The 24,856-nt window shown below is 67.9% G+C and carries 23 protein-coding genes; 22 read left to right on the forward strand and 1 reads right to left on the reverse strand.

The window, feature by feature from the left end:
- Positions 1 to 18: 18 nt before the first annotated feature.
- The 22 genes from AC3ANJ_RS07475 (at position 19) to AC3ANJ_RS07580 (ending at position 24,232) form a co-directional block, all read left to right on the forward strand.
- Positions 19 to 1,434: a UDP-N-acetylmuramoyl-tripeptide--D-alanyl-D-alanine ligase gene (locus AC3ANJ_RS07475; protein WP_488318923.1), complete on the forward strand. Its 1,416-nt coding sequence runs from the start codon at positions 19 to 21 to the stop codon at positions 1,432 to 1,434.
- A complete protein-coding gene (mraY, locus tag AC3ANJ_RS07480; protein ID WP_488318924.1) occupies positions 1,431 to 2,543 on the forward strand; it encodes a phospho-N-acetylmuramoyl-pentapeptide-transferase in 1,113 nt (370 codons plus the stop codon). Before AC3ANJ_RS07475 ends, mraY begins: the two co-directional genes overlap by 4 nt.
- Positions 2,536 to 4,071 (forward strand): UDP-N-acetylmuramoyl-L-alanine--D-glutamate ligase, encoded by a 1,536-nt coding sequence (murD, locus tag AC3ANJ_RS07485; protein WP_488318925.1) that lies wholly within the window; start codon positions 2,536 to 2,538, stop codon positions 4,069 to 4,071. The genes mraY and murD overlap by 8 nt, the downstream gene beginning before the upstream one ends.
- Positions 4,040 to 5,239, forward strand: a complete 1,200-nt coding sequence (locus tag AC3ANJ_RS07490; RefSeq protein WP_488318926.1) for an FtsW/RodA/SpoVE family cell cycle protein — start codon at positions 4,040 to 4,042, stop codon at positions 5,237 to 5,239. Before murD ends, AC3ANJ_RS07490 begins: the two co-directional genes overlap by 32 nt.
- Positions 5,236 to 6,315: a UDP-N-acetylglucosamine--N-acetylmuramyl-(pentapeptide) pyrophosphoryl-undecaprenol N-acetylglucosamine transferase gene (locus tag AC3ANJ_RS07495; protein WP_488318927.1), complete on the forward strand. Its 1,080-nt coding sequence runs from the start codon at positions 5,236 to 5,238 to the stop codon at positions 6,313 to 6,315. The genes AC3ANJ_RS07490 and AC3ANJ_RS07495 overlap by 4 nt, the downstream gene beginning before the upstream one ends.
- A gap of 12 nt (positions 6,316 to 6,327) precedes the next feature.
- A complete protein-coding gene (gene murC / locus AC3ANJ_RS07500; RefSeq protein WP_488318928.1) occupies positions 6,328 to 7,728 on the forward strand; it encodes a UDP-N-acetylmuramate--L-alanine ligase in 1,401 nt (466 codons plus the stop codon).
- 3 nt (positions 7,729 to 7,731) lie between these two features.
- A complete protein-coding gene (locus AC3ANJ_RS07505) occupies positions 7,732 to 8,667 on the forward strand; it encodes a cell division protein FtsQ/DivIB (protein ID WP_488318929.1) in 936 nt (311 codons plus the stop codon).
- A 202-nt stretch (positions 8,668 to 8,869) separates the two neighbouring features.
- Positions 8,870 to 10,015, forward strand: a complete 1,146-nt coding sequence (gene ftsZ, locus AC3ANJ_RS07510; RefSeq protein WP_406245640.1) for a cell division protein FtsZ — start codon at positions 8,870 to 8,872, stop codon at positions 10,013 to 10,015.
- A 19-nt stretch (positions 10,016 to 10,034) separates the two neighbouring features.
- Positions 10,035 to 10,712, forward strand: a complete 678-nt coding sequence (locus AC3ANJ_RS07515) for a YggS family pyridoxal phosphate-dependent enzyme (protein WP_488318930.1) — start codon at positions 10,035 to 10,037, stop codon at positions 10,710 to 10,712.
- Between the two features lie 40 nt (positions 10,713 to 10,752).
- On the forward strand, positions 10,753 to 11,229 hold the full coding sequence (locus AC3ANJ_RS07520; RefSeq protein WP_406245638.1) for a cell division protein SepF: 477 nt from the start codon (positions 10,753 to 10,755) through the stop codon (positions 11,227 to 11,229).
- A gap of 4 nt (positions 11,230 to 11,233) precedes the next feature.
- A complete protein-coding gene (locus tag AC3ANJ_RS07525) occupies positions 11,234 to 11,545 on the forward strand; it encodes a YggT family protein (protein ID WP_406245637.1) in 312 nt (103 codons plus the stop codon).
- Between the two features lie 126 nt (positions 11,546 to 11,671).
- Positions 11,672 to 12,274 (forward strand): DivIVA domain-containing protein, encoded by a 603-nt coding sequence (locus AC3ANJ_RS07530; protein ID WP_488318931.1) that lies wholly within the window; start codon positions 11,672 to 11,674, stop codon positions 12,272 to 12,274.
- A gap of 9 nt (positions 12,275 to 12,283) precedes the next feature.
- A complete protein-coding gene (gene lspA, locus AC3ANJ_RS07535; protein WP_488318932.1) occupies positions 12,284 to 12,955 on the forward strand; it encodes a signal peptidase II in 672 nt (223 codons plus the stop codon).
- Positions 12,956 to 12,957: 2 nt separating this feature from the next.
- Positions 12,958 to 13,878 (forward strand): RluA family pseudouridine synthase, encoded by a 921-nt coding sequence (locus AC3ANJ_RS07540; protein ID WP_488318933.1) that lies wholly within the window; start codon positions 12,958 to 12,960, stop codon positions 13,876 to 13,878.
- Positions 13,879 to 14,123: 245 nt separating this feature from the next.
- The gene (locus AC3ANJ_RS07545; protein WP_488318934.1) at positions 14,124 to 14,711 is read left to right on the forward strand and encodes a GNAT family N-acetyltransferase; all 588 of its coding nucleotides are present in this window, start codon (positions 14,124 to 14,126) and stop codon (positions 14,709 to 14,711) included.
- 31 nt (positions 14,712 to 14,742) lie between these two features.
- Complete coding sequence (locus tag AC3ANJ_RS07550; protein WP_488318935.1) at positions 14,743 to 15,348, forward strand: RNA polymerase sigma factor; 606 nt, start codon at positions 14,743 to 14,745, stop codon at positions 15,346 to 15,348.
- Positions 15,323 to 16,396, forward strand: coding sequence for a hypothetical protein (locus tag AC3ANJ_RS07555; protein WP_488318936.1), 1,074 nt, complete (start codon positions 15,323 to 15,325; stop codon positions 16,394 to 16,396). The genes AC3ANJ_RS07550 and AC3ANJ_RS07555 overlap by 26 nt, the downstream gene beginning before the upstream one ends.
- 134 nt (positions 16,397 to 16,530) lie before the next feature.
- Entirely contained in the window at positions 16,531 to 20,049 is a 3,519-nt protein-coding gene (dnaE, locus tag AC3ANJ_RS07560) for a DNA polymerase III subunit alpha (RefSeq protein WP_488318937.1), read from the forward strand.
- A gap of 125 nt (positions 20,050 to 20,174) precedes the next feature.
- On the forward strand, positions 20,175 to 21,380 hold the full coding sequence (locus AC3ANJ_RS07565) for a hypothetical protein (RefSeq protein ID WP_488318938.1): 1,206 nt from the start codon (positions 20,175 to 20,177) through the stop codon (positions 21,378 to 21,380).
- Between the two features lies 1 nt (position 21,381).
- Positions 21,382 to 22,701, forward strand: a complete 1,320-nt coding sequence (gene hisD, locus AC3ANJ_RS07570; RefSeq protein WP_488318939.1) for a histidinol dehydrogenase — start codon at positions 21,382 to 21,384, stop codon at positions 22,699 to 22,701.
- A gap of 18 nt (positions 22,702 to 22,719) precedes the next feature.
- On the forward strand, positions 22,720 to 23,196 hold the full coding sequence (nrdR, locus tag AC3ANJ_RS07575) for a transcriptional regulator NrdR (RefSeq protein ID WP_406245627.1): 477 nt from the start codon (positions 22,720 to 22,722) through the stop codon (positions 23,194 to 23,196).
- 10 nt (positions 23,197 to 23,206) lie between these two features.
- Positions 23,207 to 24,232, forward strand: a complete 1,026-nt coding sequence (locus tag AC3ANJ_RS07580; RefSeq protein WP_406245626.1) for a quinone-dependent dihydroorotate dehydrogenase — start codon at positions 23,207 to 23,209, stop codon at positions 24,230 to 24,232.
- A 40-nt stretch (positions 24,233 to 24,272) separates the two neighbouring features.
- Here the strand turns inward: AC3ANJ_RS07580 and AC3ANJ_RS07585 are convergent, their stop codons facing one another.
- Positions 24,273 to 24,836 (reverse strand): DUF3043 domain-containing protein, encoded by a 564-nt coding sequence (locus tag AC3ANJ_RS07585; RefSeq protein WP_406245625.1) that lies wholly within the window; start codon positions 24,834 to 24,836, stop codon positions 24,273 to 24,275.
- Positions 24,837 to 24,856 lie beyond the last annotated feature (20 nt).

The following is a 24,856-nucleotide window of genomic DNA, read 5'->3' on the forward strand; positions in this document are numbered from 1 at the left end:
GCCGCGCGTGGAGAAGTCATGATCGCCCTGTCGCTCGCCGAGATCGCCGCTGTCCTGAAGGGGGAGCTGCGCCTGTTCGGCGACCACACCGTTGACACCGTCGTGGACGGCGTCGCGGACACCGACTCCCGCCAGATGGGGCCGGGCGCGATCTTCGTCGCCAAGCCGGGTGCCACGACCGACGGGCATGCGTTCGTCGCTCAGGCCGCCGATCAGGGCGCCGTGCTGGCGATCGTCGAGCGTCCCGTCGATGCTCCGATCAGCCAGATCGTGGTGCCGGATGCTGTGGGCGCGCTGGCCGATCTGGCCCGCGAAGTCGTGGCGCGCGTGCGCGCGCTCGGCCGGCTGCAGATCGTCGGAATCACCGGATCCAACGGCAAGACCACGACCAAGAACATGCTCGCCCGCATCCTCGAATCCGACGGCGAGACCGTCGCGCCGATCAACTCGTACAACAACGAGGTCGGCGCGCCCGTCACGATGCTCCGCGTCACCGCGGACACCCGCTTCCTCGTCAGCGAGTTCGGCGCCAGCGCACCGGGCCGCATCGCGCATCTCGCAGGTCTCGTCGAGCCGGACCTGTCCATCGTGCTGATGGTCGGCATGGCGCACGCCGGCGGCTTCGGCGGCATCGAGGAGACGGCCAAGGCCAAGGCGGAGCTGATCGCGGCCACGCGGCCGGGCGGCACCAGCATCCTGAACATCGACGACCCCCGGGTCGCAGCCATGCGCCCGGCGGCCGAAGGTCGCGGGATCACGGTCATCGGCTTCGGACAGGCACCGAGCGCCGACGTGCGCGCGAAGGATGTCGAAGTCTCGGCATCCGGAACGCGCTGCGTCGTCGAGGTCGACGGCGAGCCGACCCACCCGCTCGCGCTTCAGGTCCTCGGTGCGCACCACGTCTCCAACGCCCTCGCCGCGATCGCCGCGGCCAGGGCGCTGGGCGTCCCCACGGCGACCGCGATCGAGCGGCTGCAGACGCTGGAGATCGCGGAGCGCTGGCGCATGCAGCCCATGGGCAACGACGACGTCCGCATCATCAACGACGCGTACAACGCCAGCCCCGACTCGATGGCCGCGGCTCTGCGCACGCTCGCGCAGATCACCGGCCCCGACGAGCGCACCGTGGCCGTCCTCGGCGCCATGACCGAACTGGGCGAGGACGCGGGGGAGGAGCACGACCGGATCGGTCTGCTCGCCGTGCGCCTGAACATCCAGCGCATCGTCGTGGTGGGTCCGGAGGCGCGGCGTCTCTACATCTCCGCGATCGGCGAGGGCTCCTGGGACAGCGAGGCTGTTCATCTGCCCGACCAGGACGCCGCATACGAATACCTGAAGAGCGAGTTGCGCACGGGGGACCGCGTGCTCGTGAAGTCATCCAATTCCGTGGGGCTCCGGCACCTCGGTGATCGTCTGGGAGAATTGTTCTCGTGAGGTCCCTGCTTATGGCGGCGGCGATATCGCTCGCCTTCACACTCTTTCTGACTCCGGTCTTCCTTCGGCTGTTCCGCAAGTGGGGCTGGGGGCAGGTGATCCGCACCCCCGACGCGATCGAGAATCCGAGTCACGAGGCCAAGCGCGGCACGCCGACCATGGGCGGCGTGATCTTCATCGTCGGCACGATCGTCGGCTACTTCACCGGCATCTACGCCGGTGGCAGCGAACCGACCATCTCCGCGATGCTCGTGCTCTGGCTCATGGTCGGCTTCGGCGCGGTCGGGTTCATCGACGACTTCATGAAGGTGCGCTCCCAGCGCAGCCTCGGACTGTCCGGCTGGCGCAAGATCGTCGGCCAGCTGATCGTCATGATCCCGTTCGGCATCTTCGCGCTGCACTTCCCGAACGACTTCGGCAACACTCCGGCGAGCTACTACGTCTCGCTGTTCCGCGACATCCCGTGGCTGAACCTCATGGCCGGCGGCCTGATCCTCGGCTGGGCGCTGTACCTGATCTGGATCTCCGTGATCGGCGTCGCGACCTCCAACAGCGTCAACCTCACGGACGGGCTCGATGGCCTCGCGGCCGGAGCCGGTGTGTTCGTCGTCGGCGCGTACAGCCTCATCGCCTTCTGGCAGTTCAAGCAGGTCTGCGGGGAGGGCGTCGATCCGTCCGTGCTCTCCGCATGCTACGAAGTGCGCGATCCGTTCAGTCTGGCGATCGTCGGTGCCTCGTTCGCGGCCGGTCTCATCGGATTCCTCTGGTGGAATGCGCCGAAGGCCAAGGTGTTCATGGGCGACGTCGGATCGATGGCCATCGGCGGCGTCATCACGGCCATGGCGATCCTCAGCCGCACCGAGCTGCTGCTGTTCGTCATCGCCGGCGTCTTCGTCCTGTCCTCCGGATCGGTGATCCTGCAGCGCGCCTACTTCAAGATCACGCGAGGCAAGCGGCTCTTCCTGATGAGCCCCTTCCACCACCATCTCGAGATGCGCGGCTGGCCCGAAGTCACGATCGTCGTTCGCCTGTGGATCATCGCGGGGCTCCTCGCGGTCTCGGCCGTCGGCCTGTTCTACGTCGAGTGGCTGAGCCAGGTCAATGGCTGACGCGCGACTGGATGCCCTGACCAGCTGGCATGCCGACTGGAGGGGCCTGCGCGTCGCCGTTCTCGGGCTGTCGGTCACCGGATTCTCGGTCGCGGACACCCTCACCGAACTCGGCGCCGAAGTCCTCGTGCTCTCCGAGAGCGCGAGCGAGGAGTACGAGCGTCTGGTGCCGGTGATCGGCGCTGCGCTCGAGATCGGCGCCTTGTCCGAGGTCCCGGAAGCCCTGCGCGCCTTCGACCCCGAGGTCGTCATCGCTTCGCCAGGGTTCTCCCCGTCGCATCCCGTGATCCGCTGGACGCTGGACGCCGGCATCGCTCTCTGGGGCGACGTCGAACTCGCCTGGCGCGTGCGCGACAAGGTCGTTCGCCCGGACGGTACCCCGGCCGACTGGGTGCTCATCACGGGCACGAACGGCAAGACGACGACGACGCAACTGACGGCGTCGCTCCTCGTCGAGGGCGGCCTCCGTGCGGCACCGTGCGGCAACATCGGCATCCCCGTCCTGGACGCGGTACGCGACCCGGCCGGCTTCGACGTCCTCGTCGTCGAACTCTCCAGCCATCAGCTCTGGTACCTGGGGCAGAGCTCCCCGGTCGCGGAGCTGTCTCCCTACTCCGCGGTCTGTCTGAACCTCGCCGACGATCATCTCGTCTGGCACGGCAGCGCTCGGGCCTACCGGGATGCCAAGGCGATCGTCTATCGCAACACCCGCGTCGCGTGCGTGTACAACAAGGCGGATGCCGCGACCCGCGTCATGGTCGAAGAGGCGGATGTCGTCGATGGTGCGCGCGCGATCGGATTCGATCTCGGCATGCCCGGTCCCAGCGATCTCGGCATCGTGGAGGGGATCCTCGCGGACCGCGCGTTCCTCGACGACCGTGCGAACAGCGCTCTGGAGCTGACGACGCTGGAGGACCTCGAGCAGGCGGGACTCGCCGCCCCGCACATCGTCCAGAACATCCTCGCTGCGAGTGCGCTGGCGCGATCGCTCGGCGTGGAACCAGAGGCGATCAGGCGTGCGCTGAACGAATTCCGGATGGACGCGCACCGCATCCAGGTCGTCGCGCGTCACCGCGGCATCACCTGGGTCGACGATTCCAAAGCCACCAACCCGCACGCGGCGGCCTCGTCGCTGCGCGCGTACCCCGGCGCGGTCTGGGTGCTGGGCGGCGATCTGAAGGGCGTGGACATTTCCGAGCTCATCGCGGAAGTCGGCCCGACGGCCGGTGCCGCCGTGGTGATCGGCGTCGACCGGAGCGAGGTCGTGGCGGCATTCGCACGACACGCGCCGGCGGTGCCGGTGTTCGAGGTCGTCACTGGCGACACTGGAGAAGTCATGAACCGCGTCGTGGAGATCGCGACCGGGATCGTCGATGGGGAGGGTACGGTCCTGCTGGCCCCCGCAGCGGCATCCTTCGACCAGTTCTCCAGTTATGCGGATCGCGGCCACCGTTTCGCCGAAGCGGTGCAGGCATGGATCGACCGGGGGAGTGCCGATGACGCAGGTGGCTCGCCCGAAGCGCACTGAGTCCGGCTCAGGTCTCGCTGCTCGCGTCTCCCTCGGACGGCTGCTCACTCCGCCGTCCACGGAGTTCGTGCTCATCGCCTCGGCGGCGCTGCTGCTGACGGTCTTCGGGCTCGTGATGGTCGTCTCCGCGACCGCCGCTGTCGAGAGCGGCACCATGAGCACCGCCATCAAGCAGGGGCTGTTCGCGCTCGTCGGCATTCCGCTGATGTTCGTCGTCAGCCGGATGCCGATCGACTGGCTGAAGAAGCTCGCGTGGCCCGCACTGATCCTGGCGACGCTGATGCAGCTGCTGGTGTTCACTCCTCTGGGCGTCGGCTCGGGCGGAAACCGCAACTGGATCGACATCGCGGGGTTCACCCTGCAGCCATCCGAGTTCCTCAAACTCGCTCTCGCGCTGTGGATCGCGTACGTGCTGCTGCGCAAGCAGACCAGGCTCGCGGTCTGGCATCACGTGTTCATCCCTGTGGTCCCGGTTTCGGTGCTGGTGATCGGCTCCGTCATGGCCGGCGAGGACCTGGGCACGGCGATGGTCCTCGTGCTCGTGCTGCTCGCGTGCCTGTTCTTCTCCGGTGTCAAGCTGCGGCTGTTCATCCTGCCGCTGCTGGGCGGCGCCGGTGCGGTGCTGTTCTACGCGCTCTCCAGCGACAACCGCATGCGCCGCATCACGGCGCTGTGCGCGAACGTCGACCCTGCGGTGGACCGCCAGACGTATGACGGCATCTGCTATCAGGCCATCCACGGATTCTGGGGCATGGCGACGGGCGGAATCTTCGGCCTCGGGCTCGGCAACTCGCAGGAGAAGTACGGCTGGTTGCCGGCTGCCGCGAACGACTACATCTTCGCCGTCGTCGGCGAGGAACTCGGCCTCATCGGGTGCCTCGTCGTCATGGCGCTCTTCACCGTTTTCGCGATCGGCGCCTTCCACATCATCCGCAAGACGGACGACCCGTTCATCCGGGTCGCAGCCGGTGGGATCACGGTATGGATCATCGGTCAGGCGCTCATCAACATCGGCGTCGTGATCGGCGTCTTCCCCGTCATGGGCGTGCCGCTGCCGTTCATGTCCCAGGGCGGCACGGCTCTGCTCTCGGTGCTGCTCGCGTGCGGCGTCCTGCTGGCCTTCGCGCGCACGATCCCCGCAGACGGACGGGGTAAGGTCACCAGGTGACCACGTACCTGCTCGCCGGCGGAGGAACCGCCGGACATGTCAACCCCCTGCTCGCCGTGGCCGATGGGCTCCGCCTGAGGGACGCCGATTCCGATCTCCTGGTGCTCGGCACCGCTGAAGGACTCGAGGCGCGTCTGGTGCCGGAGCGCGGCTACGAGCTCCTCATCGTCGACAAGGTCCCGTTTCCGCGGCGACCGAACAAGCAGGCTGCCGCATTCCCCGCGAAGTTCCGCAGGGCCGTCCGCCAGGTGCGCGAGCACATCCGCACGCACGGCGTCGAGGTCGTGATCGGCTTCGGCGGCTATGCGGCCGCTCCCGCCTACGTCGCCGCGCGCCGTGAGCGCGTGCCCTATGTCGTGCACGAGGCCAACGCGAAGCCGGGTCTCGCGAACAAGCTGGGTGCGCGTCGCGCGGCATCCGTCGGCGTCGCGTTCGACGGAACGCCCATGCGCGGCGCCGAGGTCGTCGGCATGCCGCTGCGTCGTGAGGTCATCGAGCTCGACCGGCAGGCAGCGCGGGCCGAGGCCACCGAGGCCTTCGGGCTGGATGCCGACCGTCCCGTGCTGCTCGTGTTCGGCGGCTCGCTCGGTGCGCAGCGTCTGAACGACGCGTTCGCCGACTCCTGGCGGGACGTGCTGGATGCCGGATGGCAGCTGCTGCACGTGACGGGGGAGCGCAGCGACCTCGCCGACCCCGGCGCCGCCGGGTACGCGATGCGCCGCTACATCGATCGGATGGACCTCGCATTCGCGCTGGCCGATCTGATCGTGTCGCGCTCCGGAGCGGCCACCGTCAGCGAGATCAGCGCCCTCGGCATCCCGGCGCTGTACGTGCCGTATTCCGTGGGCAACGGCGAGCAGCGGCTGAACGCGGCATCCGCCGTCGCCGCCGGTGCTGCCGTCCTGCTCGACGACCCCACGTTCTCCGGCGACACCGTGCGCTCGACGGTCGTGCCGCTGCTCGGGGATCCGGATCGCATCGCGGCCATGGCGGCCGCCGCCGAGCGCGTCGGAACGCGCGCCGGCACGGAGAACGTCATCGCGTTGGTCGACCGCGCTCTCACGGCGCCGAACTAAACTGAGAACGACATGATCAGACCTGACCTCACCCTCCCGATCCCGGAGTCCATCACGGCCGCGCACTTCATCGGCATCGGTGGCTCGGGTATGAGCGGACTCGCGAAGATGTTCCTCGACGCCGGCATCCGGGTGTCCGGTTCCGACCGCGCGGACAGTGCCGCTCTGCGTGCCCTGGCGGATGCCGGAGCCACCGTGTACGTCGGTCACGACGCCGCTCAGCTCGGCGACGCGGACACCGTGATCCACACCGGAGCGATCTGGCCGGAGAACCCGGAGTTCGTCACCGCCAAGCAGCGCGGCCTGCACGTGATCCACCGGTCGCAGGCGCTGCATTGGCTGATCGGCTCGCGGCGCCTCGTCTCGGTCGCCGGTGCTCATGGCAAGACGACGTCGACGGGCATGATCATCACCGCCCTGCGCGAGCTCGCCGCCGACCCGAGCTTCGTGAACGGCGGCGTCATCGAGCAGCTCGGCACGTCCAGCGCCACGGGCTCCGATGAACTGTTCGTGATCGAGGCCGATGAGTCGGACGGGACGTTCCTGCTGTACGACACGGCGGTGGCGCTCATCACGAACGTCGACCCGGACCACCTGGACTTCTACGGCTCCGACGAGGCGTTCCACGACGCGTTCGTGCGATTCGCGGATGCCGCGACGGAAGCCGTCGTGATCTCCAGCGACGACCCTGGTGCACTGCGCGTCTCGGCCGGCATGTCGCACCGGAACGTGATCACCTTCGGCCTCGCCGAGGACGCCGATCTCCGGATCACCGACATCGACACCACCGGCCCCGTATCGGCGACTCTCACGCGCGGCGGCGAGACGGCACGGCTCACGCTCGCGGTCCCCGGCGCGCACAATGCGATCAACGCCGCCGGTGCCGTCGCGGTGCTGCAGGCGCTCGGCTATTCGCTCTCCGACGCCGCTCGGGCGCTGGAGGGCTTCGCCGGCACAGTGCGGCGCTTCGAGCTCCACGGCACCGAGCGCGGCGTCAGCGTGTACGACGACTACGCTCACCACCCCGCCGAAGTGCAGGTCGCGCTGGCGACCGCCCGCAGCGTCGTCGGCGGCGGTCGGGTCATCGCCATACAGCAGCCGCACACGTACTCGCGCACGCAGCATATGTTCCGCGAATTCGCCGAGGTGCTCGAACAGGGCGCCGACCACACCGTCATGCTCGACGTCTACGGTGCGCGCGAGGATCCGGTGCCCGGCGTCACGGGCGAGCTGGTCAGCGGAGCGTTCGCCGACCAGGGCAACGTGCATTACGTCGCCGATTGGCAGGAGGCCGCGGACTACACCGCGAGCATCGCGCGCGAGGGAGACTACGTCCTGACGCTCGGTTGCGGCAACGTGTATCAGATCATCCCGCAGGTGCTCGACTCTCTCCGACGGACGTCAGAGGACTGACGCATGCGCCGGCCAGCGCCCCTCCCGGTCACCCCGGACGAGCAGCCGTCCGACGAGCAGCCGGCACGCCGTGGCCGCCGTTCGCGCGACGAGTCGCCCGATGCCGTCGTCACGCCGCTCGCGGCATCCGACGCCGACGTCCGAGTCGGCGAAGCGGATCAGGGCGCGCTCGACGCGGAGGAGTCTCCGCTCACGCAACGCGACGTCTGGCGCGCCGCTCGCGCGCGGCGCAAGGCGCTCAAGAGCGAGATCCGCAGATTCACGCAGCGCTCGCGTCGCCGCCGGATGATCTGGTTCGGCACGTTCGGAGCTCTCTTCCTGCTGATCGGCGGGACCGCGCTGGCGGCGTACAGCCCGCTGTTCGCGGTCGAGAAGGTCACCGTGATCGGTGCGACGACGCTGGATCCGGCGCAGATCGAGGCCGCGCTGGCAGATCAGGTCGGCACCCCGCTCGCGATGGTGGACGCGGGCGATGTCAAGGAGGCGCTCATCGCGTTTCCCCTGATCGAGACCTACGCGCTGGAAGCCAAGCCGCCGCACGGGCTCACCGTGCGGATCGTGGAGCGCACGCCGGTCGGTGTCCTCGCATCGGATGCCGGCTACACCCTCGTTGATGCCGCCGGTGTCGCCCTCGCGACCACGGATGCACAGCCGGCCGGACAGCCGCTGCTGGAGATCGAGGGCGGAACGGAATCGGCTGCCTTCGAATCCGCCGGGCTCGTCGTGCGATCGCTCCCCGCGGATCTGCGCGCGCAGCTCACCCGCGTCGAGGCGTCATCCACGGACGACGTCACGCTCATACTGGGCGACAAGACCGTCGTGTGGGGGAGTTCGGAAGAGTCTGCTGAAAAGGCGCTCGTGCTGACCCGACTCGTGGCGGCGAACCCCGACGCGGAGACTTTCGACGTCTCCACGCCGGACGTCGGCATCGCCGGCTGACCCGGCCCGCCGCACCGGCGGGGGGACTCTGCAGGGATGCGATTGCGAGACACGCGCGTGTCGTTGCGCGCGCACGCCGGAAGGGCGCATACCTTCGATCAAGAGAACGCAATACCGGGAAATACTTTACACCTCTAGTTGAGGTTTAAGGTTCACACACTCGCAGAACAGATTTTCAGGCTCGACATATCGGAGGCCGGCCATGAGCCAGAACCAGAACTACCTCGCCGTGATCAAGGTCGTCGGCGTCGGCGGTGGCGGTGTCAACGCCGTCAACCGCATGATCGAACTCGGCCTGCGCGGTGTCGAGTTCATCGCCGTCAACACGGATGCACAGGCGCTGCTGATGAGCGACGCCGACGTCAAGCTCGACGTGGGGCGCGAGCTCACCCGCGGTCTCGGTGCCGGAGCCGACCCCGAGGTCGGCCGCCGTGCGGCCGAGGACCACGCCGAAGAGATCGAGCAGGCGCTCACCGGCGCCGACATGGTCTTCGTCACCGCTGGCGAGGGCGGCGGAACTGGCACCGGCGGCGCGCCCGTCGTCGCCCGGATCGCGAAGTCGATCGGCGCCCTGACCATCGGTGTCGTCACGAAGCCGTTCTCGTTCGAAGGCCGCCGCCGTCAGAGCCAGGCGGAGGCGGGCGTCACGAAGCTGAAGGAAGAGGTCGACACCCTCATCGTGGTGCCGAACGACCGCCTCCTGGAGATCAGCGACCGCGGCATCTCGATGATCGAGGCCTTCGCCACGGCGGACCAGGTGCTCCTCGCGGGTGTGCAGGGCATCACGGACCTCATCACGACGCCGGGTCTCATCAACCTCGACTTCGCTGACGTCAAGTCGGTCATGCAGGGCGCCGGGTCCGCCCTCATGGGCATCGGTTCGGCCCGCGGCGCCGACCGCGCGATCAAGGCCGCCGAACTCGCGGTGGAGTCGCCGCTGCTGGAGGCATCCATCGAGGGCGCGCACGGCGTGCTGCTCTCGATCCAGGGTGGCTCCAACCTCGGCATCTTCGAGATCCACGACGCGGCCGATCTGGTCAAGGAAGCCGCGCACCCCGAGGCGAACATCATCTTCGGTACCGTCATCGACGACACGCTCGGCGACGAAGTGCGGGTGACCGTGATCGCGGCCGGGTTCGACAGCGGCGAGCCGTCGCTGCGACTGGATCCCACGTTCCTCTCGCGCCCTGAGCCGCTCCCCGAGCAGACCGTGGCCGAGGAGAAGAGCATCGAGGTGCCGGTGGTCGAGGAGAAGCGCGAGCCCGTCGCTCCGATCTCGGCGACCAGCAGCTACGAGCCCGCCTTCGCGGACGACAGCGACCTCGACATCCCCGAATTCCTCAAGTGAACTCCGAGGCATCCGTACGATGACGCTGGCGGCACGGTTGTCGGCGATCGATGAGCAGATCGCCGACGCCGCGCGTCTGGCCGGACGGGATGCCGGTGAGCTCACGCGCATCGTCGTGACGAAGTTCCACCCGGCATCCCTGGTGACAGACCTCGCGGCGCTCGGCGTGACCGACGTCGGGGAGAACCGCCAGCAGGAGCTCACGGCGAAGCGGGGCGAGCTCGAGGGCGTCCCCGTGCGCTGGCACTTCATCGGCCAGGCGCAGACGAACAAGGCCGCCGCCATCCGCCGCAGTTCCGACGCGGTGCACTCCGTCGACCGGGGCCGCCTTGCCGACGCGCTGCATCGGGCGGCGGACTCCGACGCCGTGCTCGACGTCCTCGTGCAGATCAATCTCACCCAGGACGCCGGCCGCGGCGGCGTCCCGCCCGAGGGTGCTGTCGGCCTTGCCGATCACATCGCCGGGCTTCCGTCTCTGCGACTGCGTGGCGTCATGGCCGTCGCGCCGCTGGAGGAGGAGCCCGCGTCGGCCTTCGCCCGGCTGCGGTCGGTGGCGGATGCCGTGCGAGCGCAGCATCCGGATGCGTCCTGGATCTCGGCCGGTATGACCGCCGACTTCGCCCAGGCGATCGAAGCCGGCGCGACACACCTGCGGATCGGCTCCGCAATCACCGGTCCTCGCCCTGTGCGGGGATAACCTCGAACCAGACCAGCCCCGATAGTTTCCGGAGGACACGATGGGAAACCCGCTGAAGAAGACCATGGTGTATCTCGGCCTCGCCGATGAGGAAGAGGTCTACGAGGAGCAGCCCTCTCAGGCTCCTGCTCGTGCACACCGCGAGCGCGACCGTGAGGTCGAGGAGCAGGCGCCCGCACCGGTGACTCCGCTGCGTCGTCCGGTGGCCGTGCGTCAGCCGGCCGCAGGCGCGGTGAACGAGATCCTCACCGTGCACCCCAAGCAGTACCGTGACGCGCAGTTGATCGCGGAGAGCTTCCGCGAAGGCATCCCTGTGATCATCAACCTGTCGCAGATGTCGGATGCCGAGGCCCGTCGCCTCATCGACTTCGCGAGCGGTCTCTCCCTCGGCCTCTACGGCCGGATCGAGCGGGTCACCTCCAAGGTGTTCCTGCTCTCGCCGGAGAACATCGCAGTGTCGGGCCATGGGGGCATCGCACACGCGGACGTCGAGTCCGCGGCTTTCGACCACGCATAGCCCCGTGGGTTCGCTGGTCTCAGTCATCGCAGGCATCGTTCACCTGGTGCTGCTGATCTACATCTTCGTGCTCTTCGCACGGCTGATCCTCGACTACATCCCGCTTTTCAATCGGGAATGGCGTCCGAAGGGCTTCGGCCTGGTCGTCGCCGAGGCGGTCTACACCGTCACGGATCCGCCGATTCGGTTCTTCCGCCGGATCATCCCGCCGTTGCGGATCGGTGGCCTGTCGCTGGACTTCGGGTTCGCGCTGACGATGTTCGTCGTGCTGATCCTGATGGCCATCGTGCGCGCCATCGGAGGCGCCGCGAGCTGAGCGCAGGTGTCCCGGACTGAGCGTCCGCCGTCGCGGCGATCAGATCCGGGGACTATGCTTGGCTCCCAGGTGCGCCCCCAGGGTCCGCGCCCAGATCCACAAACTCATCGAAAGAGGAGCCTACCCATGGCACTGACCCCGGATGACGTCGTCACCAAGCAGTTTCAGCACGTCCGCTTCAAGGACGGCTTCGACCCCGACGAGGTGGATGACTTCCTCGACGAGATCGTCGTCGAGTGGCGCAAGGCCCTCGAGGAGAACGCAGAGCTGAAGGCCAAGCTCGCCGCTTACGAGTCCGGCGAGAAGAAGGCACCCGAGGCCGCCGTCGTCTCCGAGGTTCCGACTCCTGTCGCCGCAGCACCGGCGCCGGTCGAGGCGCCTGCCGCCGCTGCCCCCGTCGCGACGACGACGACTGCCGGCATCATCGAGCTGGCCCAGCGCCTGCACGACGAGCACGTCGCCGAGGGTGAGACCAAGCGCGCTCAGCTCATCGCAGAGGCCGAGACCGAGGTCGAGAAGATCCGCAGCGAGGCCGCGGCCAAGCAGCGTGAGGAATCCGCTCGTCTCGAGCGCGAGCGCAACACGCTCGAGGCTCGCATCACCGAACTGCGCACGTTCGAGCGCGACTACCGTGCTCAGCTGCGCGGGTACATCGAGGGCCAGCTGCGCGACCTCGATGAGAAGTCGGCGTCGACGGACTCGACGCCGGTCTCCGCCATCGGTCTCTAAGGCATCCTCTTGTCAGGACGTCGTCCCCTTCGTCGGTCGGCGGCCGGCGCGATCGTCGCGATTCTCGCGATCATCGTGCTGGCCGCCGATCAGTTCGTGAAGTACCTCACGGTCCAGAATCTGCCCTATGGGGAGCCGGTTCCGGTGTGGGGGGAGTTCCTTCAGCTGCTCTACGTGCGCAACCCCGGTGCGGCGTTCTCGATCGGCTCGGATCACACCTGGATCTTCACGATCGCTCTGACCGTGGTCGGTGCGGTGATCATCTGGAAGGCGTTCGGCGTGCATTCGCGTCTGTGGGCCGTCGTCCTCGGGTGCCTGCTCGGCGGCGTGCTCGGAAACCTGGGCGACAGGTTCTTCCGCGAGCCGGGCTTCGCCAGGGGCGAGGTCGTCGACATGATCTCGATGCCCTGGATGATGCCCGCGATCTTCAACGTCGCCGACATCTTCATCGTCACCGGAATGATCTCGGTGGCGCTGCTCGTCGTGTTCGGGCTGCGTTTCGACGGCACCCGCGAGCGCGACCACATCGAGGCCGAGAAGCAGGCGGCTGCGGAGTCCGAGCTGTCGACGGATGCCGAAGCGATCGACACCGAGACCGGTGGTGTCGATCCGACCGCCGAACCCGCGTCGGCTCACGACGACGAGGCGCCCCGTCCGGCATCCTCCGGCGCGGCATCCTGATCGTGGAGACCAGGCACCTGCCGATCCCGGACGGACTCGACGGAACGAGAGTCGACGCCGCGCTGGCGAAGATGCTCGGCTTCTCCCGGACCTTCGCGGCGGAGGTCGCCGAAGCCGGCGGCGTCAGCGTCGACGGCGTGACACTCGGCAAATCCGACCGGCTGCGCGCCGGTGGATGGCTGAGCGTCGAGTGGCGTCCGAAGGAGGAGCCTCGCATCATCCCGGTCGATGTCCCCGACCTCGGCATCATCCACGACGACGACGACATCGTCGTCGTCGACAAGCCGACCGGCGTCGCGGCGCACCCGTCGTTGGGATGGGACGGGCCGACGGTCCTCGGAGCGCTGGCGGGCGCAGGGTTCCGCATCGCGACGAGCGGTGCCGCTGAGCGCGCAGGAATCGTGCACCGTCTGGACGTGGGAACGAGCGGGCTCATGGTCGTCGCCAAGACCGAGCACGCGTACACGCTGCTCAAGCGCGCCTTCAAGGAGCGCACGGTCGAGAAGATCTACCACGCCGTCGTGCAGGGGCATCCTGATCCGCTGGTGGGGACGATCGAGGCACCGATCGGACGTCATCCGAGCCACTCCTGGAAGTTCGCCGTCACACCGGACGGCAAGGACTCCGTGACGCACTACGAGACGCTCGAGGCGTTCCCCGGTGCATCACTGCTGGAGATCCACCTCGAGACGGGGCGGACTCACCAGATCCGTGTGCACATGGCTGCGCACCGGCATCCCTGCGTCGGCGATCCGCTCTACGGAGCCGACCCGACGACGGCCGCGCGGCTGGGCTTGACGAGACAGTGGTTGCACGCCCACAGGCTGGCGTTCGCGCACCCAGGAACGGGGGACTGGGTCGAGTTCGAGTCGCCGTATCCGGCGGACCTGGCGGGGGCGCTGGAGATGCTGCGCGGCGACTGACGCCGCGGTCCCGCGGCATCCGAGATCAGGCGCTTCTGCCGAGATCCGGATGGATGCGCCGATTTCTCCTGATCCGGGGCGAACGTCCTGATCCGGGTGGCCGTCGTCCTTCGGTCACGCGTCGGGTGGCTCTTTGGCGCGGGGATGCCGCCGTTGCTGTGACCGAACCGGTGATCGGGTCTCCTGATCCCGGGCTCGACGCAACACAGAGACCGGATGTCGGCGGCATCCGGCACACTGTGGGCATGAGCATCGACGTGCGCCCCGCGACCGTCTTCGATGACGTCGCCACGCTGGTGGGGCCGAAGAAGCCGACATCGAACGTGTGCTTCTGCCTGAGCTACCGGATCGGCAACAAGGAGAATGTCGCACTGAAGGGCGAGGCGCGGGCGAAACGCGTACGGGAGCTGTGCGAGTACGACCCGCCGCCCGGTGTGATCGCATACCTCGAGGGCGAGCCCGTCGGGTGGGCTGCGCTGCATCCGCGGCGGGACACGAGTTTCGCGCGCAACCGGCTGATCCCACACGTGGATGATCTCGACGTCTGGTCGCTGTGGTGCTTCCGTGTGCGACCCGGGTACCGCAAACAGGGTGTCTCGCACGCGCTGATCGAGGGTGCCGTCGCATATGCGCGCGAGCGCGGTGCGCCGGCGATCGAGGGCTATCCCGTCGACAACGACGGAGCGAAGGTGAATCTCACGATGGCGTATGTGGGAACGCGGGCGCTCTTCGAGAGCGCCGGGTTCGAGATGGCGGCCGAGACAGGCTCCGTGCTCGACGGCTTCCCGCGGGTGCTGATGCGGCTGGATCTGACCGATTCGAGGGATTCATGAACCGAATCGCCATGGGCGAGCAATACCCAGTGTGAGCACAGACAGCGAGATCATCCAGCGGTCGCTCGACGAACCAGGAGTCTTCTCCGAGATCTTCGAGCGGCACGTCCGTCCCGTCGGCGGTTACATCCGGCGACGGATCGGGGCGGATGCCGTCGACGATGTCCTGAGCGAGACCTTCCTCGTCGCGTTCAAGCGCCGGGCAGCGTTCGATTCGGCGTGGGAGTCGGCGAGGCCGTGGCTGCTGGGGATCGCGACCCGCGTGGTGAAGAGTCATCGTACGGCCGAGGCCAGGCAATGGCGTTCGTTCGAGGCGTCGGCCGGTGCGGATGCCGTGGCCGCAGAACTGCCGCACGCGGCATCCGATGCCCGGATGGATGCGAATGCCGCGCTGACAGCGCTGGCGCCGCGGATAGCTGCTCTGTCGGCGAAGGACCGCGACACGCTGCTGCTTTACGCCTGGGCGGATCTGACCTACGACCAGATCGCCGAGGCGCTGCGCGTGCCGGTGGGGACCGTGCGGTCCCGGTTGAACCGCGTCCGTCGCAAGCTCGCACCGCCAGGTTCGCATTCCGCGACCCGGCTGACCTGGATGGTGAAGGAGGAGACCGATGCTGCTTTCGGAACGAATTCGTGAGATCGGGGCCGACGAGGCCCGAATCACCGAGGAGAACGTCCGCGTCGTGCGCCAGGCGCTGACGCGCGAGATCGCGCGCAGCGCGCGGCCGGACCGGGCCCGCCGTCGTCGGCGCCGGGCGGGGGCAGGACTCGGGATCGGCGGACTGGTCGCGGCGACCGCGGCGACAGTCGTGGTGGTCGGATCCGTCGTCGCGCCGGTGGAAGCGCCGAGCGCCTCCGCCGCGGTGTTCGAACAGGCGGCGGCCGGAGCCGTGCAGTCCGATGAGCCGCTGGCGCCCGGAGGATTCCGACGGTTCGAGACGGTGTCCTCCTGGAGCGTGCGCTGGGACGCGGACATGCCGGAGCAGGCGCATTTCAACAATGATGATCCGGCGGACGCCGAGGCGACGTTGATCGTCGAGGACCGGATGACGACCTACGTGCCCGCCGACCAGGGCGACGAGTGGGTGCGCGAGCGCGACCCGTACGCCGTCGTGGACGGATTCGGCGATCGTCGGGGGGAGGCCGAGCAGGAATGGGCGGATGTGAACCCTCCGTCGTCCCATGCCGGGATCACCCGCTACCCCGGCGGAATCGCCGAGGCAGGCGGCGACGGCGGGACGTTCGAATACCGCCTCGACGGCGCCGACGAGTACGCGGACATGCCTGACGATGTGCCCGGCGTCATCGCCTGGTTCAGCGACAGGTACGAGGGCGAGGGAGATCCTTATGGGCTCGGGCACTACTTCGTCGAGACGATCAGCGATGTGAACGCGTTCAATCTCGCTCCCGCCGATGCGCGCGCCGGGATGCTGCGGGCGTTCGCGACGCTCGAGGACGTCGAGGTCGTCCAGGTGGACGGCGTGCGGACGACGCTCCGTTACGAGCGGCGCAACGGTGACGGCCGAACGGCGCCCGTCGACATCACGCTCGACACCGAACACGGCTATGTCATCCAGGTGATCTCCTGGCCGTACGGTGCCGACGGCACGGCCACCGGCGAGGACGCACCCCTGTGGTCGAGCCGCACCGTCGCCGAGATCACCGTCGTCGACAAGGCGCCGTAGCCGCGGCATCCCGTCCGAGATCAGGACGACCGCCTGAGATCAGGACTCCGCACCGGACGTCTTGATCTCGGTGGATCGTCCTGATCCTGGATGCGGCGGCTACCGATGTCTCAGGCCGAAAGTAGACTCGAAGCATGGCATCCGACTCCTTCGTGCACCTCCACGTCCACAGCGAGTACTCGATGCTGGATGGTGCTGCGAAGATCGCTGCGATGACTCAGGCTGCCGCGGATTACGGCATGCCGGCCATCGCCGTCACCGACCACGGCAACACCTTCGCGGCGTTCGAGTTCTACCGCGCGGCCCAGAATGCCGGTGTCAAACCGATCATCGGTCTCGAGGCCTACGTCACGCCGGGTACGCATCGCAGCGACAAGTCGCGCGTCCAGTGGGGATCCCCGGACCAGAAGAGCGACGACGTCTCCGGCTCCGGCGCGTACACCCACATGACGATGTGGAGCCAGAGCACCGAGGGCATGCACAATCTGTTCCGGTTGAGCTCCCGATCGAGCATGGAGGGCTACTACTTCAAGCCCCGCATGGACCGCGAACTGCTGCAGACCTACGGCAAGGGACTGATCGCGACGACAGGCTGCCCGTCAGGCGAGATCCAGACGCGTCTGCGCCTCGGCCAGTACGACGCGGCACGCGCCGCCGCGGCCGAGTTCCAGGACATCTTCGGCAAGGAGAACTACTTCGCCGAGATCATGGATCACGGCCTCTCGATCGAGCGTCGTGTCATGACCGACCTGCTGCGCCTGTCGAAGGATCTCGGCATCCCGCTGGTGGCGACGAACGACTCGCACTACACGCACCAGCACGAGGCCGACGCGCACGCGGCGCTGCTGTGCGTCCAGTCGGGCTCGACGCTCGACGACCCGAACCGGTTCAAGTTCGACGGCGACGGCTACTACATCAAGACCGCAGCCGAGATGCGGCAGCTGTTCCGCGATCACCCAGAGGCGTGCGACAACACGCTGCTGATCGCCGAGCGCTGCGAAGTCGAGTTCAACACCTCGGCGAACTACATGCCGCGCTTCCCGGTCCCGGACGGCGAGACGGAGGACAGCTGGCTCATCAAGGAGGTCGAGAACGGGCTGCACTACCGCTACCCGAACGGCATCCCCGACAAGGTGCGCAAGCAGGCCGAGTACGAGACCGGCATCATCCTGCAGATGGGCTTCCCCGGCTACTTCCTCGTCGTTGCCGACTTCATCAACTGGGCCAAGGACAACGGCATCCGCGTCGGGCCGGGGCGTGGTTCCGGTGCGGGATCCATGGTCGCGTACGCGATGAAGATCACCGATCTCGATCCGCTCGAGCACGGCCTGATCTTCGAGCGCTTCCTGAACCCCGACCGCGTCTCGATGCCCGACTTCGACGTCGACTTCGATGACCGTCGCCGCGGCGAGGTCATCGAGTACGTGACCGAGAAGTACGGTTCGGAGCGCGTCGCCCAGATCGTCACGTACGGCACCATCAAGTCCAAGCAGGCCCTCAAGGATGCCGGACGCGTGCTGGGTTTCCCATTCAGCATGGGCGAGCGCCTCACGAAGGCCATGCCGCCTCCCGTGATGGGCAAGGACATGCCCCTGGACGGCATGTTCGACTCCGCGCACCCTCGCTACAAGGAAGCCAGCGAATTCCGTGCGCTCATCGAGACCGACCCCGAGGCGAAGACCGTCTTCGACCGCGCACTCGGGCTCGAGGGTTTGAAGCGCCAGTGGGGCGTGCACGCAGCCGGCGTCATCATGTCGTCCGAGCCGCTGCTGGACATCATTCCGATCATGCGACGCGAGCAGGACGGGCAGATCGTCACGCAGTTCGACTATCCGTCGTGCGAGACGCTCGGCCTCATCAAGATGGACTTCCTGGGGCTTCGCAACCTCACGATCATCTCGGATGCGCTGGACAACATCCGCCTCAACAGGGGAGAGGAACTCGACCTCGAGCACCTCGCCCTCGAAGACCGCGGAGTGTACGACCTGCTCGGCAAGGGCGATACGCTCGGCGTGTTCCAGCTCGACAGCCCGCCGCTACGCTCGCTCATGCGTCTGATGAAACCCGACAACTTCGGTGACATCTCGGCCCTCATCGCGTTGTACCGACCGGGCCCGATGGGTGCGAACTCGCACACGAACTATGCCCTGCGCAAGAACGGCCAGCAGCCGATCACGCCGATCCACCCCGAGCTCGAGGAGCCGCTCGCCGAGATCCTGCAGGAGTCGTACGGCCTGATCATCTACCAGGAGCAGGTCATGGCCATCGCACAGAAGGTCGCCGGCTTCAGCCTCGGCCAGGCGGACATCCTCCGCCGCGCGATGGGCAAGAAGAAGAAGTCCGAACTGGACAAGCAGTACGAGGGCTTCTCCGGCGGCATGAAGGAGCGCGGCTTCGGCGAGGCCGCGATCAAGGCGCTGTGGGACATCCTGCTCCCGTTCTCGGATTACGCGTTCAACAAAGCCCACTCCGCGGCCTATGGACTCGTGTCGTACTGGACTGCGTATCTCAAGGCGCACTATCCCGCCGAGTACATGGCGGCGCTGCTGACGAGCGTCGGCGACTCCAAGGACAAGATGGCGCTCTACCTGAACGAGTGCCGCCGCATGGGCATCCGTGTGCTGCCGCCGGATGTAGGGGAGTCGATCAACTTCTTCGCCGCAGTCGGCGAGGACATCCGCTTCGGCCTCGGCGCGGTGCGCAACGTCGGCAGCAACGTCGTCGACGGCATCGTCCAGGCGCGCAAGAAGGAGACCTTCTCCTCCTTCCATGACTTCCTGCACAAGGTCCCTCTGCACGTCGCGAACAAGCGGACCGTCGAGTCGCTCATCAAAGCCGGGGCGTTCGACTCGATGGGGGACAGTCGTCGCGCGCTGATGGAGATCCACGAGGATGCCGTCGAGGCGGCCGTGGATCGCAAGCGCAACGAGGCCCAGGGGGCGATCGGATTCGACTTCGACAGCCTCTACGACGACATGGAGGAGGCGGCGCCGGCCAAGGTTCCCGAGCGCCCGGAGTGGACCAAGAAGGACAAGCTGGCCTTCGAGCGCGAGATGCTGGGGCTGTACGTGTCCGACCACCCGCTCGCCGGACTCGAAGTCCCGCTGGCCAAGCACGCGTCCATCTCGATCCACAACCTGCTGGCGTCGGAGGACCTGCAGGATGGCGACCAGGTGACCGTCGCGGGACTCGTCACCAGTGTGCAGCACCGCGTCGCCAAGGCCAGCGGCAATCCGTACGGCATGATCACGGTCGAGGACTTCAACGGCGAGGTCACCGTGATGTTCATGGGCAAGACCTACACGGAGTTCCAGCACGTGCTGCAGCAGGATGCGATCCTCGCCGTGCGCGGCCGCGTCTCCCGCCGCGACGACGGACTCAACCTGCATGCGCAGTCCGCGTTCGCCCCGGACGTCGGCTCGTTCGATGCGGCTGGTCCACTCTCACTCGTGGTGGCGGAGCAGCGCGCCACCGAGCGTGTCATGAACGACCTCGCCGACGTGCTCCGCCGTCACAACGGGGACACCGAAGTGCTGCTCCGGGTGCATCGCGGACGGACGGCCAAGGTCTTCGAAGTTCCTATGCCGGTGACGGTGTCCGCCGACCTGTTCGGAGATCTGAAGTCGCTGCTCGGCCCGGCGTGCATCGGGTGACGGCTTCATGAGAAAGTCATGACGGTTGGGCTTTCGATAAGGGGTGCCCGAGCCCTCACAGGTAATATCGGGACGCGTTAGGGGAGTCGGCCGACATGGCCGCGCCCCGTGACGAAAGGAACAGGATGAGTACCCAGCACCCGTTCGAGGACGCACCCGAGTCCGCGACGCCCGCCACCGATGACGCGTTCACGCTGGAGGACGGCTCCGTCCTCTACGAGGACCAGGTCACCCCGGAATACGGCGTCCTCGGATTCACCCTGCGCGAACTGATCCTCGTCGGCGTGTGGCTGATCGCGTTCGTCGTGTCGTTCTTCCCACTCGCCGCCGGCACGTCGTCGGTCTGGGGACAGGGGATCTCCTGGGTGCTGCCTATCGGTCTGCCGACGGCTGCCGTGTTCCTGATCGTGCTGCGTCGGTTCTCACCCGACGGCATCCGTCGCGTCGGTTCGCTGGGTATCGACCAGTTCGCCTCTGTGGCGTCCGCGGTCGCCGCGATCTGGTGGGCGCAGGTTCTGTGGTCCCTCGTCGGGTCGTGGGTGGCCACCGGCATGGCCCCGGCCGCCTGGGTTCCCTGGGTCGGGCTGGTCGCCTCGCTCGCACTCGTCGCCCTGACCGTCTTCGCGCCGCTGATCCCCGGACTGCGCGAGGACTTCATCGGCCGGCTGGAGACGCTGGCCCACCGCAACGCCAATCCGGTCCGCCCCGTCATCGCGCGTCCGCGTGAGTCCAAGCCGACCGCGGCCGCGGCGGCCGCCCCGACGCTGGACACCGAGCTCTCCGGAGAGAACAACACCGACGAGATCGCTGCTCTCGGGCTGGCCGATCAGGTTCCGCTCTCCGCCCACGCCTCCGGCGGCGACACCGGATCCGTGCTCACGGATGACGACTACGTGCCCGGCTACGCGCGTCGCTCGCGGGGCGAGGATGCCGAAGGCGGGCGTCTCGCTGACGACGAGGCCGATGTCGAACCCATCAGCGAGCTCGGTCTCGAGCCTGAACTCATCGAGCCTGAGGTCGCAGAGCCTGAGGCCGTCGAGCCCGAGATCATCGAGATCGATGTCGTCGAGGTCGTCGGCAGTGAGGTCGTCGCCGAAGCGGCGTTCGACGTCGATGCGACCAACCCGCGTTTCGCTCCGGTCGCGCAGCCGTTCTGGGCGCTGGCGCCCAGCGAACGCGATGTGGTGGACGAGCGCGGAGAGCCGTTGTTCCGCATCGGCCCCGACGCGTGGGCGCTCGTGATCGAAGACCGCGGTGGTGCGTTCGTCGTGCGACATGATGATGGCCGTATCGGCTATCTGCACGACATCGACGACATCACGAAAGGCTGACATGCGCACCATCGACCTCCGAGGGCGCGAGCTCTCGGCATCAGACATGCTCGCGGCCGTGCCGCGCGCCGCACAGGCACGTGCAGAGGCGCTGGACACCGCCACGCGCATCGTCGAGGACGTGCGCACGAGGGGCGAAACGGCGCTGCGTGAGCAGGCCGAGCGCTTCGACGGGGTCACCGGGCACGCCATCCGTGTCCCCTCCGAGCACATCGCCGCCGCGGTGACGGCACTCGCCCCCGACATCCGCGCAGCGCTGGAGGAGGCCATCCGACGCGTGCGGCAGGCCTCGGCTGCTCAGGTGCCGGCCGAACAGACCACGGACATCGGCCCCGGGGCTCGCATCGTGCAGCGGTGGCAGCCGGTCCGACGCGTCGGGGTGTACATCCCGGGCGGCAAGGCCGTCTATCCGTCCAGCGTGATCATGAATGTCGTCCCCGCTCAGGTCGCAGGCGTGGAAAAGATCGCACTCGCCTCGCCGCCGCAGTCCGATCAGGACGGCCGCGTCCACCCGACGATCCTCGCGGCCGCCGGTCTGCTGGGCGTCGACGAGGTCTACGCCATCGGCGGAGCCGGCGCGATCGGCGCGTTCGCCCACGGTGTCGACGAGATCGGCCTCGACCCCGTCGACGTCCTCTCCGGCCCGGGCAACAATTACGTCGCCTCCGCCAAGCGTGCGGTCGCGGGCGTCGTCGGGACCGATTCGGAAGCCGGTGCGACCGAGATCCTCATCGTCGCGGATGCCGCGGCCGACGCACGCCTCATCGCTGCCGACCTCATCAGCCAGGCCGAGCACGACGAGCAGGCCTCTGCCGTGCTCGTGACCGACTCGCCGGAACTCGCCGAGCGCGTGGCGGCAGAAGTCGCGACGCAGGCGGTGTCGACGCGTCACGCCGACCGCGTCGCCGCAGCGCTGGCGGGGGAGCAGTCCGCGATCGTGCTCGTGGACGACAGGGCGATGGCCGTGGAGTTCAGCAACGCGTATGCCCCGGAGCACCTCGAGCTGCACCTGGAAGACGCGGATGCCGCGGCATCCGCGTTCACCAGTGCCGGTGCGATCTTCGTCGGCGACCAGACCCCGGTGAGCCTGGGCGACTACATGGCCGGAAGCAACCACGTGCTGCCCACCGGCGGCCAGGCGCGCTACGCGCCCGGTCTCGGCGCCTACACGTTCCTGCGCCCGCAGCAGGTGATCCGCTACGACCACGCGGCGCTGGCCGGAGTGCGTGCTGGAGTCGTCGCGCTGGCGAACACCGAGATCCTCCCCGCTCACGGCGAGGCGGTCGAGGTGCGGTTCGCTTCCGAACAGGTCGGCGACTGACCGAGTACGCTGAGTCAAATGCACTGTCCGTTCTGCCGGCACCCGGATTCCCGCGTCATCGACTCGCGCACCAGCGACGACGGTCTGTCGATCCGTCGGCGCAGGCAGTGTCCCGAGTGCGGTGGCCGCTTCTCCACGACCGAGACCGCCAGCCTGAACGTCATCAAGAGAAGTGGCGTCATGGAGCCGTTCAGCCGCGAGAAGGTGATCTCGGGCGTGCGCAAGGCGTGCCAGGGGCGCCCGGTGACGGACTCCGATCTCGCCGTACTCGCCCAGCGTGTGGAGGAGAACGTGCGCGCGACCGGCGTCTCCCAATTGGATGCGAACGAGATCGGGCTCGCGATTCTCGGGCCGCTGCGCGATCTCGATGAGGTCGCGTACCTGCGATTCGCCAGCGTGTATCAGGCGTTCGATTCCCTCGAGGACTTCGAAAGCGCCATCAGCGACCTGCGTGAGGACCACGCGCGCGCAGGAAAGGCCGCCGACGACCGGTAATCTGGCAGGGATGTATCCGCTGCTCTTCCGCGTCGTCCTGTCGCGCCTTGATTCCGAGTTCGCCCACCATGCCGGCATGGCGGTGATCCGCGTGCTCGGCGTTCCGCCGTTTTCATGGGCGACCCGCGCGCTGACCGCGCCGCCGCTGGAGCAGCACGTGCACGCCCTCGGCCTGGTGTTCCCCTCGCCGTTCGGCATCGCCGCAGGCTTCGACAAGAACGCCGTCGGCGTGCGCGGTCTCGCGGCGCTCGGCTTCGGACACGTCGAGGTCGGCACGATTACGGCGATCCCGCAGGACGGCAATCCCAAGCCTCGCCTGTTCCGCCTGATCCCCGATCGCGCGCTCATCAACCGGATGGGCTTCAACAACGCCGGAGCGGATGCCGCAGCCAAGCGCCTCGCGAAGCTGCGCCGACGCAAGCCCGCCACCATCATCGGCGTCAACATCGGCAAGAGCCGGGTCGTCGAGGTCGAGAACGCGACAGCGGACTACGTCGCCAGTGCGACGAAGCTCGCGCCGCTCGCGGATTATCTCGCCGTCAACGTCTCCTCGCCGAACACACCGGGTCTGCGGGGATTGCAGGCCGTCGAGACGCTCGCTCCGCTGCTGCGGGCCGTGAAGGATGCCGCGGGCAGCACGCCTCTGCTCGTGAAGATCGCCCCCGACCTGCCGGACGACGAGATCGCGGCCATCGCGCAGCTCGCCGTCGCAGAGGGGCTCGCGGGAATCATCGCGCACAACACCACGATCAGCCGCGACCGCCTGAAGACCGACGCGGCTACGGTCGAGGCGGCCGGCGCAGGAGGACTCTCGGGTGCTCCGCTGCGGGAGCGCTCGATGCAGGTCCTCAAAGTCGTTCGTTCCGCGGTGCCGGACGACTTCTGCGTGATCGCCGTCGGCGGCGTCGAGACGGCCGAAGACGTGCGCGAGAAGTTGGATGCCGGAGCCACCCTGGTGCAGGGCTACACGGGGTTCCTCTACCGCGGCCCGTTCTGGGGTCGCCAGATCAACCGCGGCCTGCGCTCCGCTCGCTGAGGCCCTCGCCGAAGCGGATGCCGAGCGGAGGCGCCGCGTGTCAGTCCGGGTACTGGCGACGCTTGACCTGCGGCTTCGGCAGGCGCATGAAGCGCATCTGCAGCGCGCGCATGGCGGCGTACCAGCCCAGGCCCTTCTCGAGCTTGTCCTTGCCGAACTTCGCGGCGGCCTTGCGCTTGACGCGGTTGGCGAGCAGCACCATGTCGAGGATCGAGATGATCAGATAGGCCCAGAGTCCGACGAACGCGTAGAACGAGATGACGGCGTTGGGCACCAGCGACACGAGGATCACGACCAGCATGAGCGCCATGATCCATTCGGACAGGTGCCATCCGGCATCCACGTAGTCGCGGACCCAGCGACGCTGCGGACCCTTGTCGCGCGGCGGAAGGTACTTGTCGTCGCCGTTGGCCATCCCGACGCGCGCCTTTTCGCGCTGCTCGTTCAGCTGCGCCTTGGCCGCGGCCTTCGCCTCCTTGGTGTTCGCCACCAACGGGCGACGGCGCGCCGCTTCCTGCTCGGCGCGCGTCGGAGTCGCGCGCCCCTTGCCGGCGGCGGGCGTCTGCGCAGCGTCGTCGTTCGTCTCAGGGGTGGGATTGGCCACAGGGCTCCTCGATCACGTGA

It is taken from the genome of Microbacterium sp. STRO-1N (assembly GCF_057748015.1).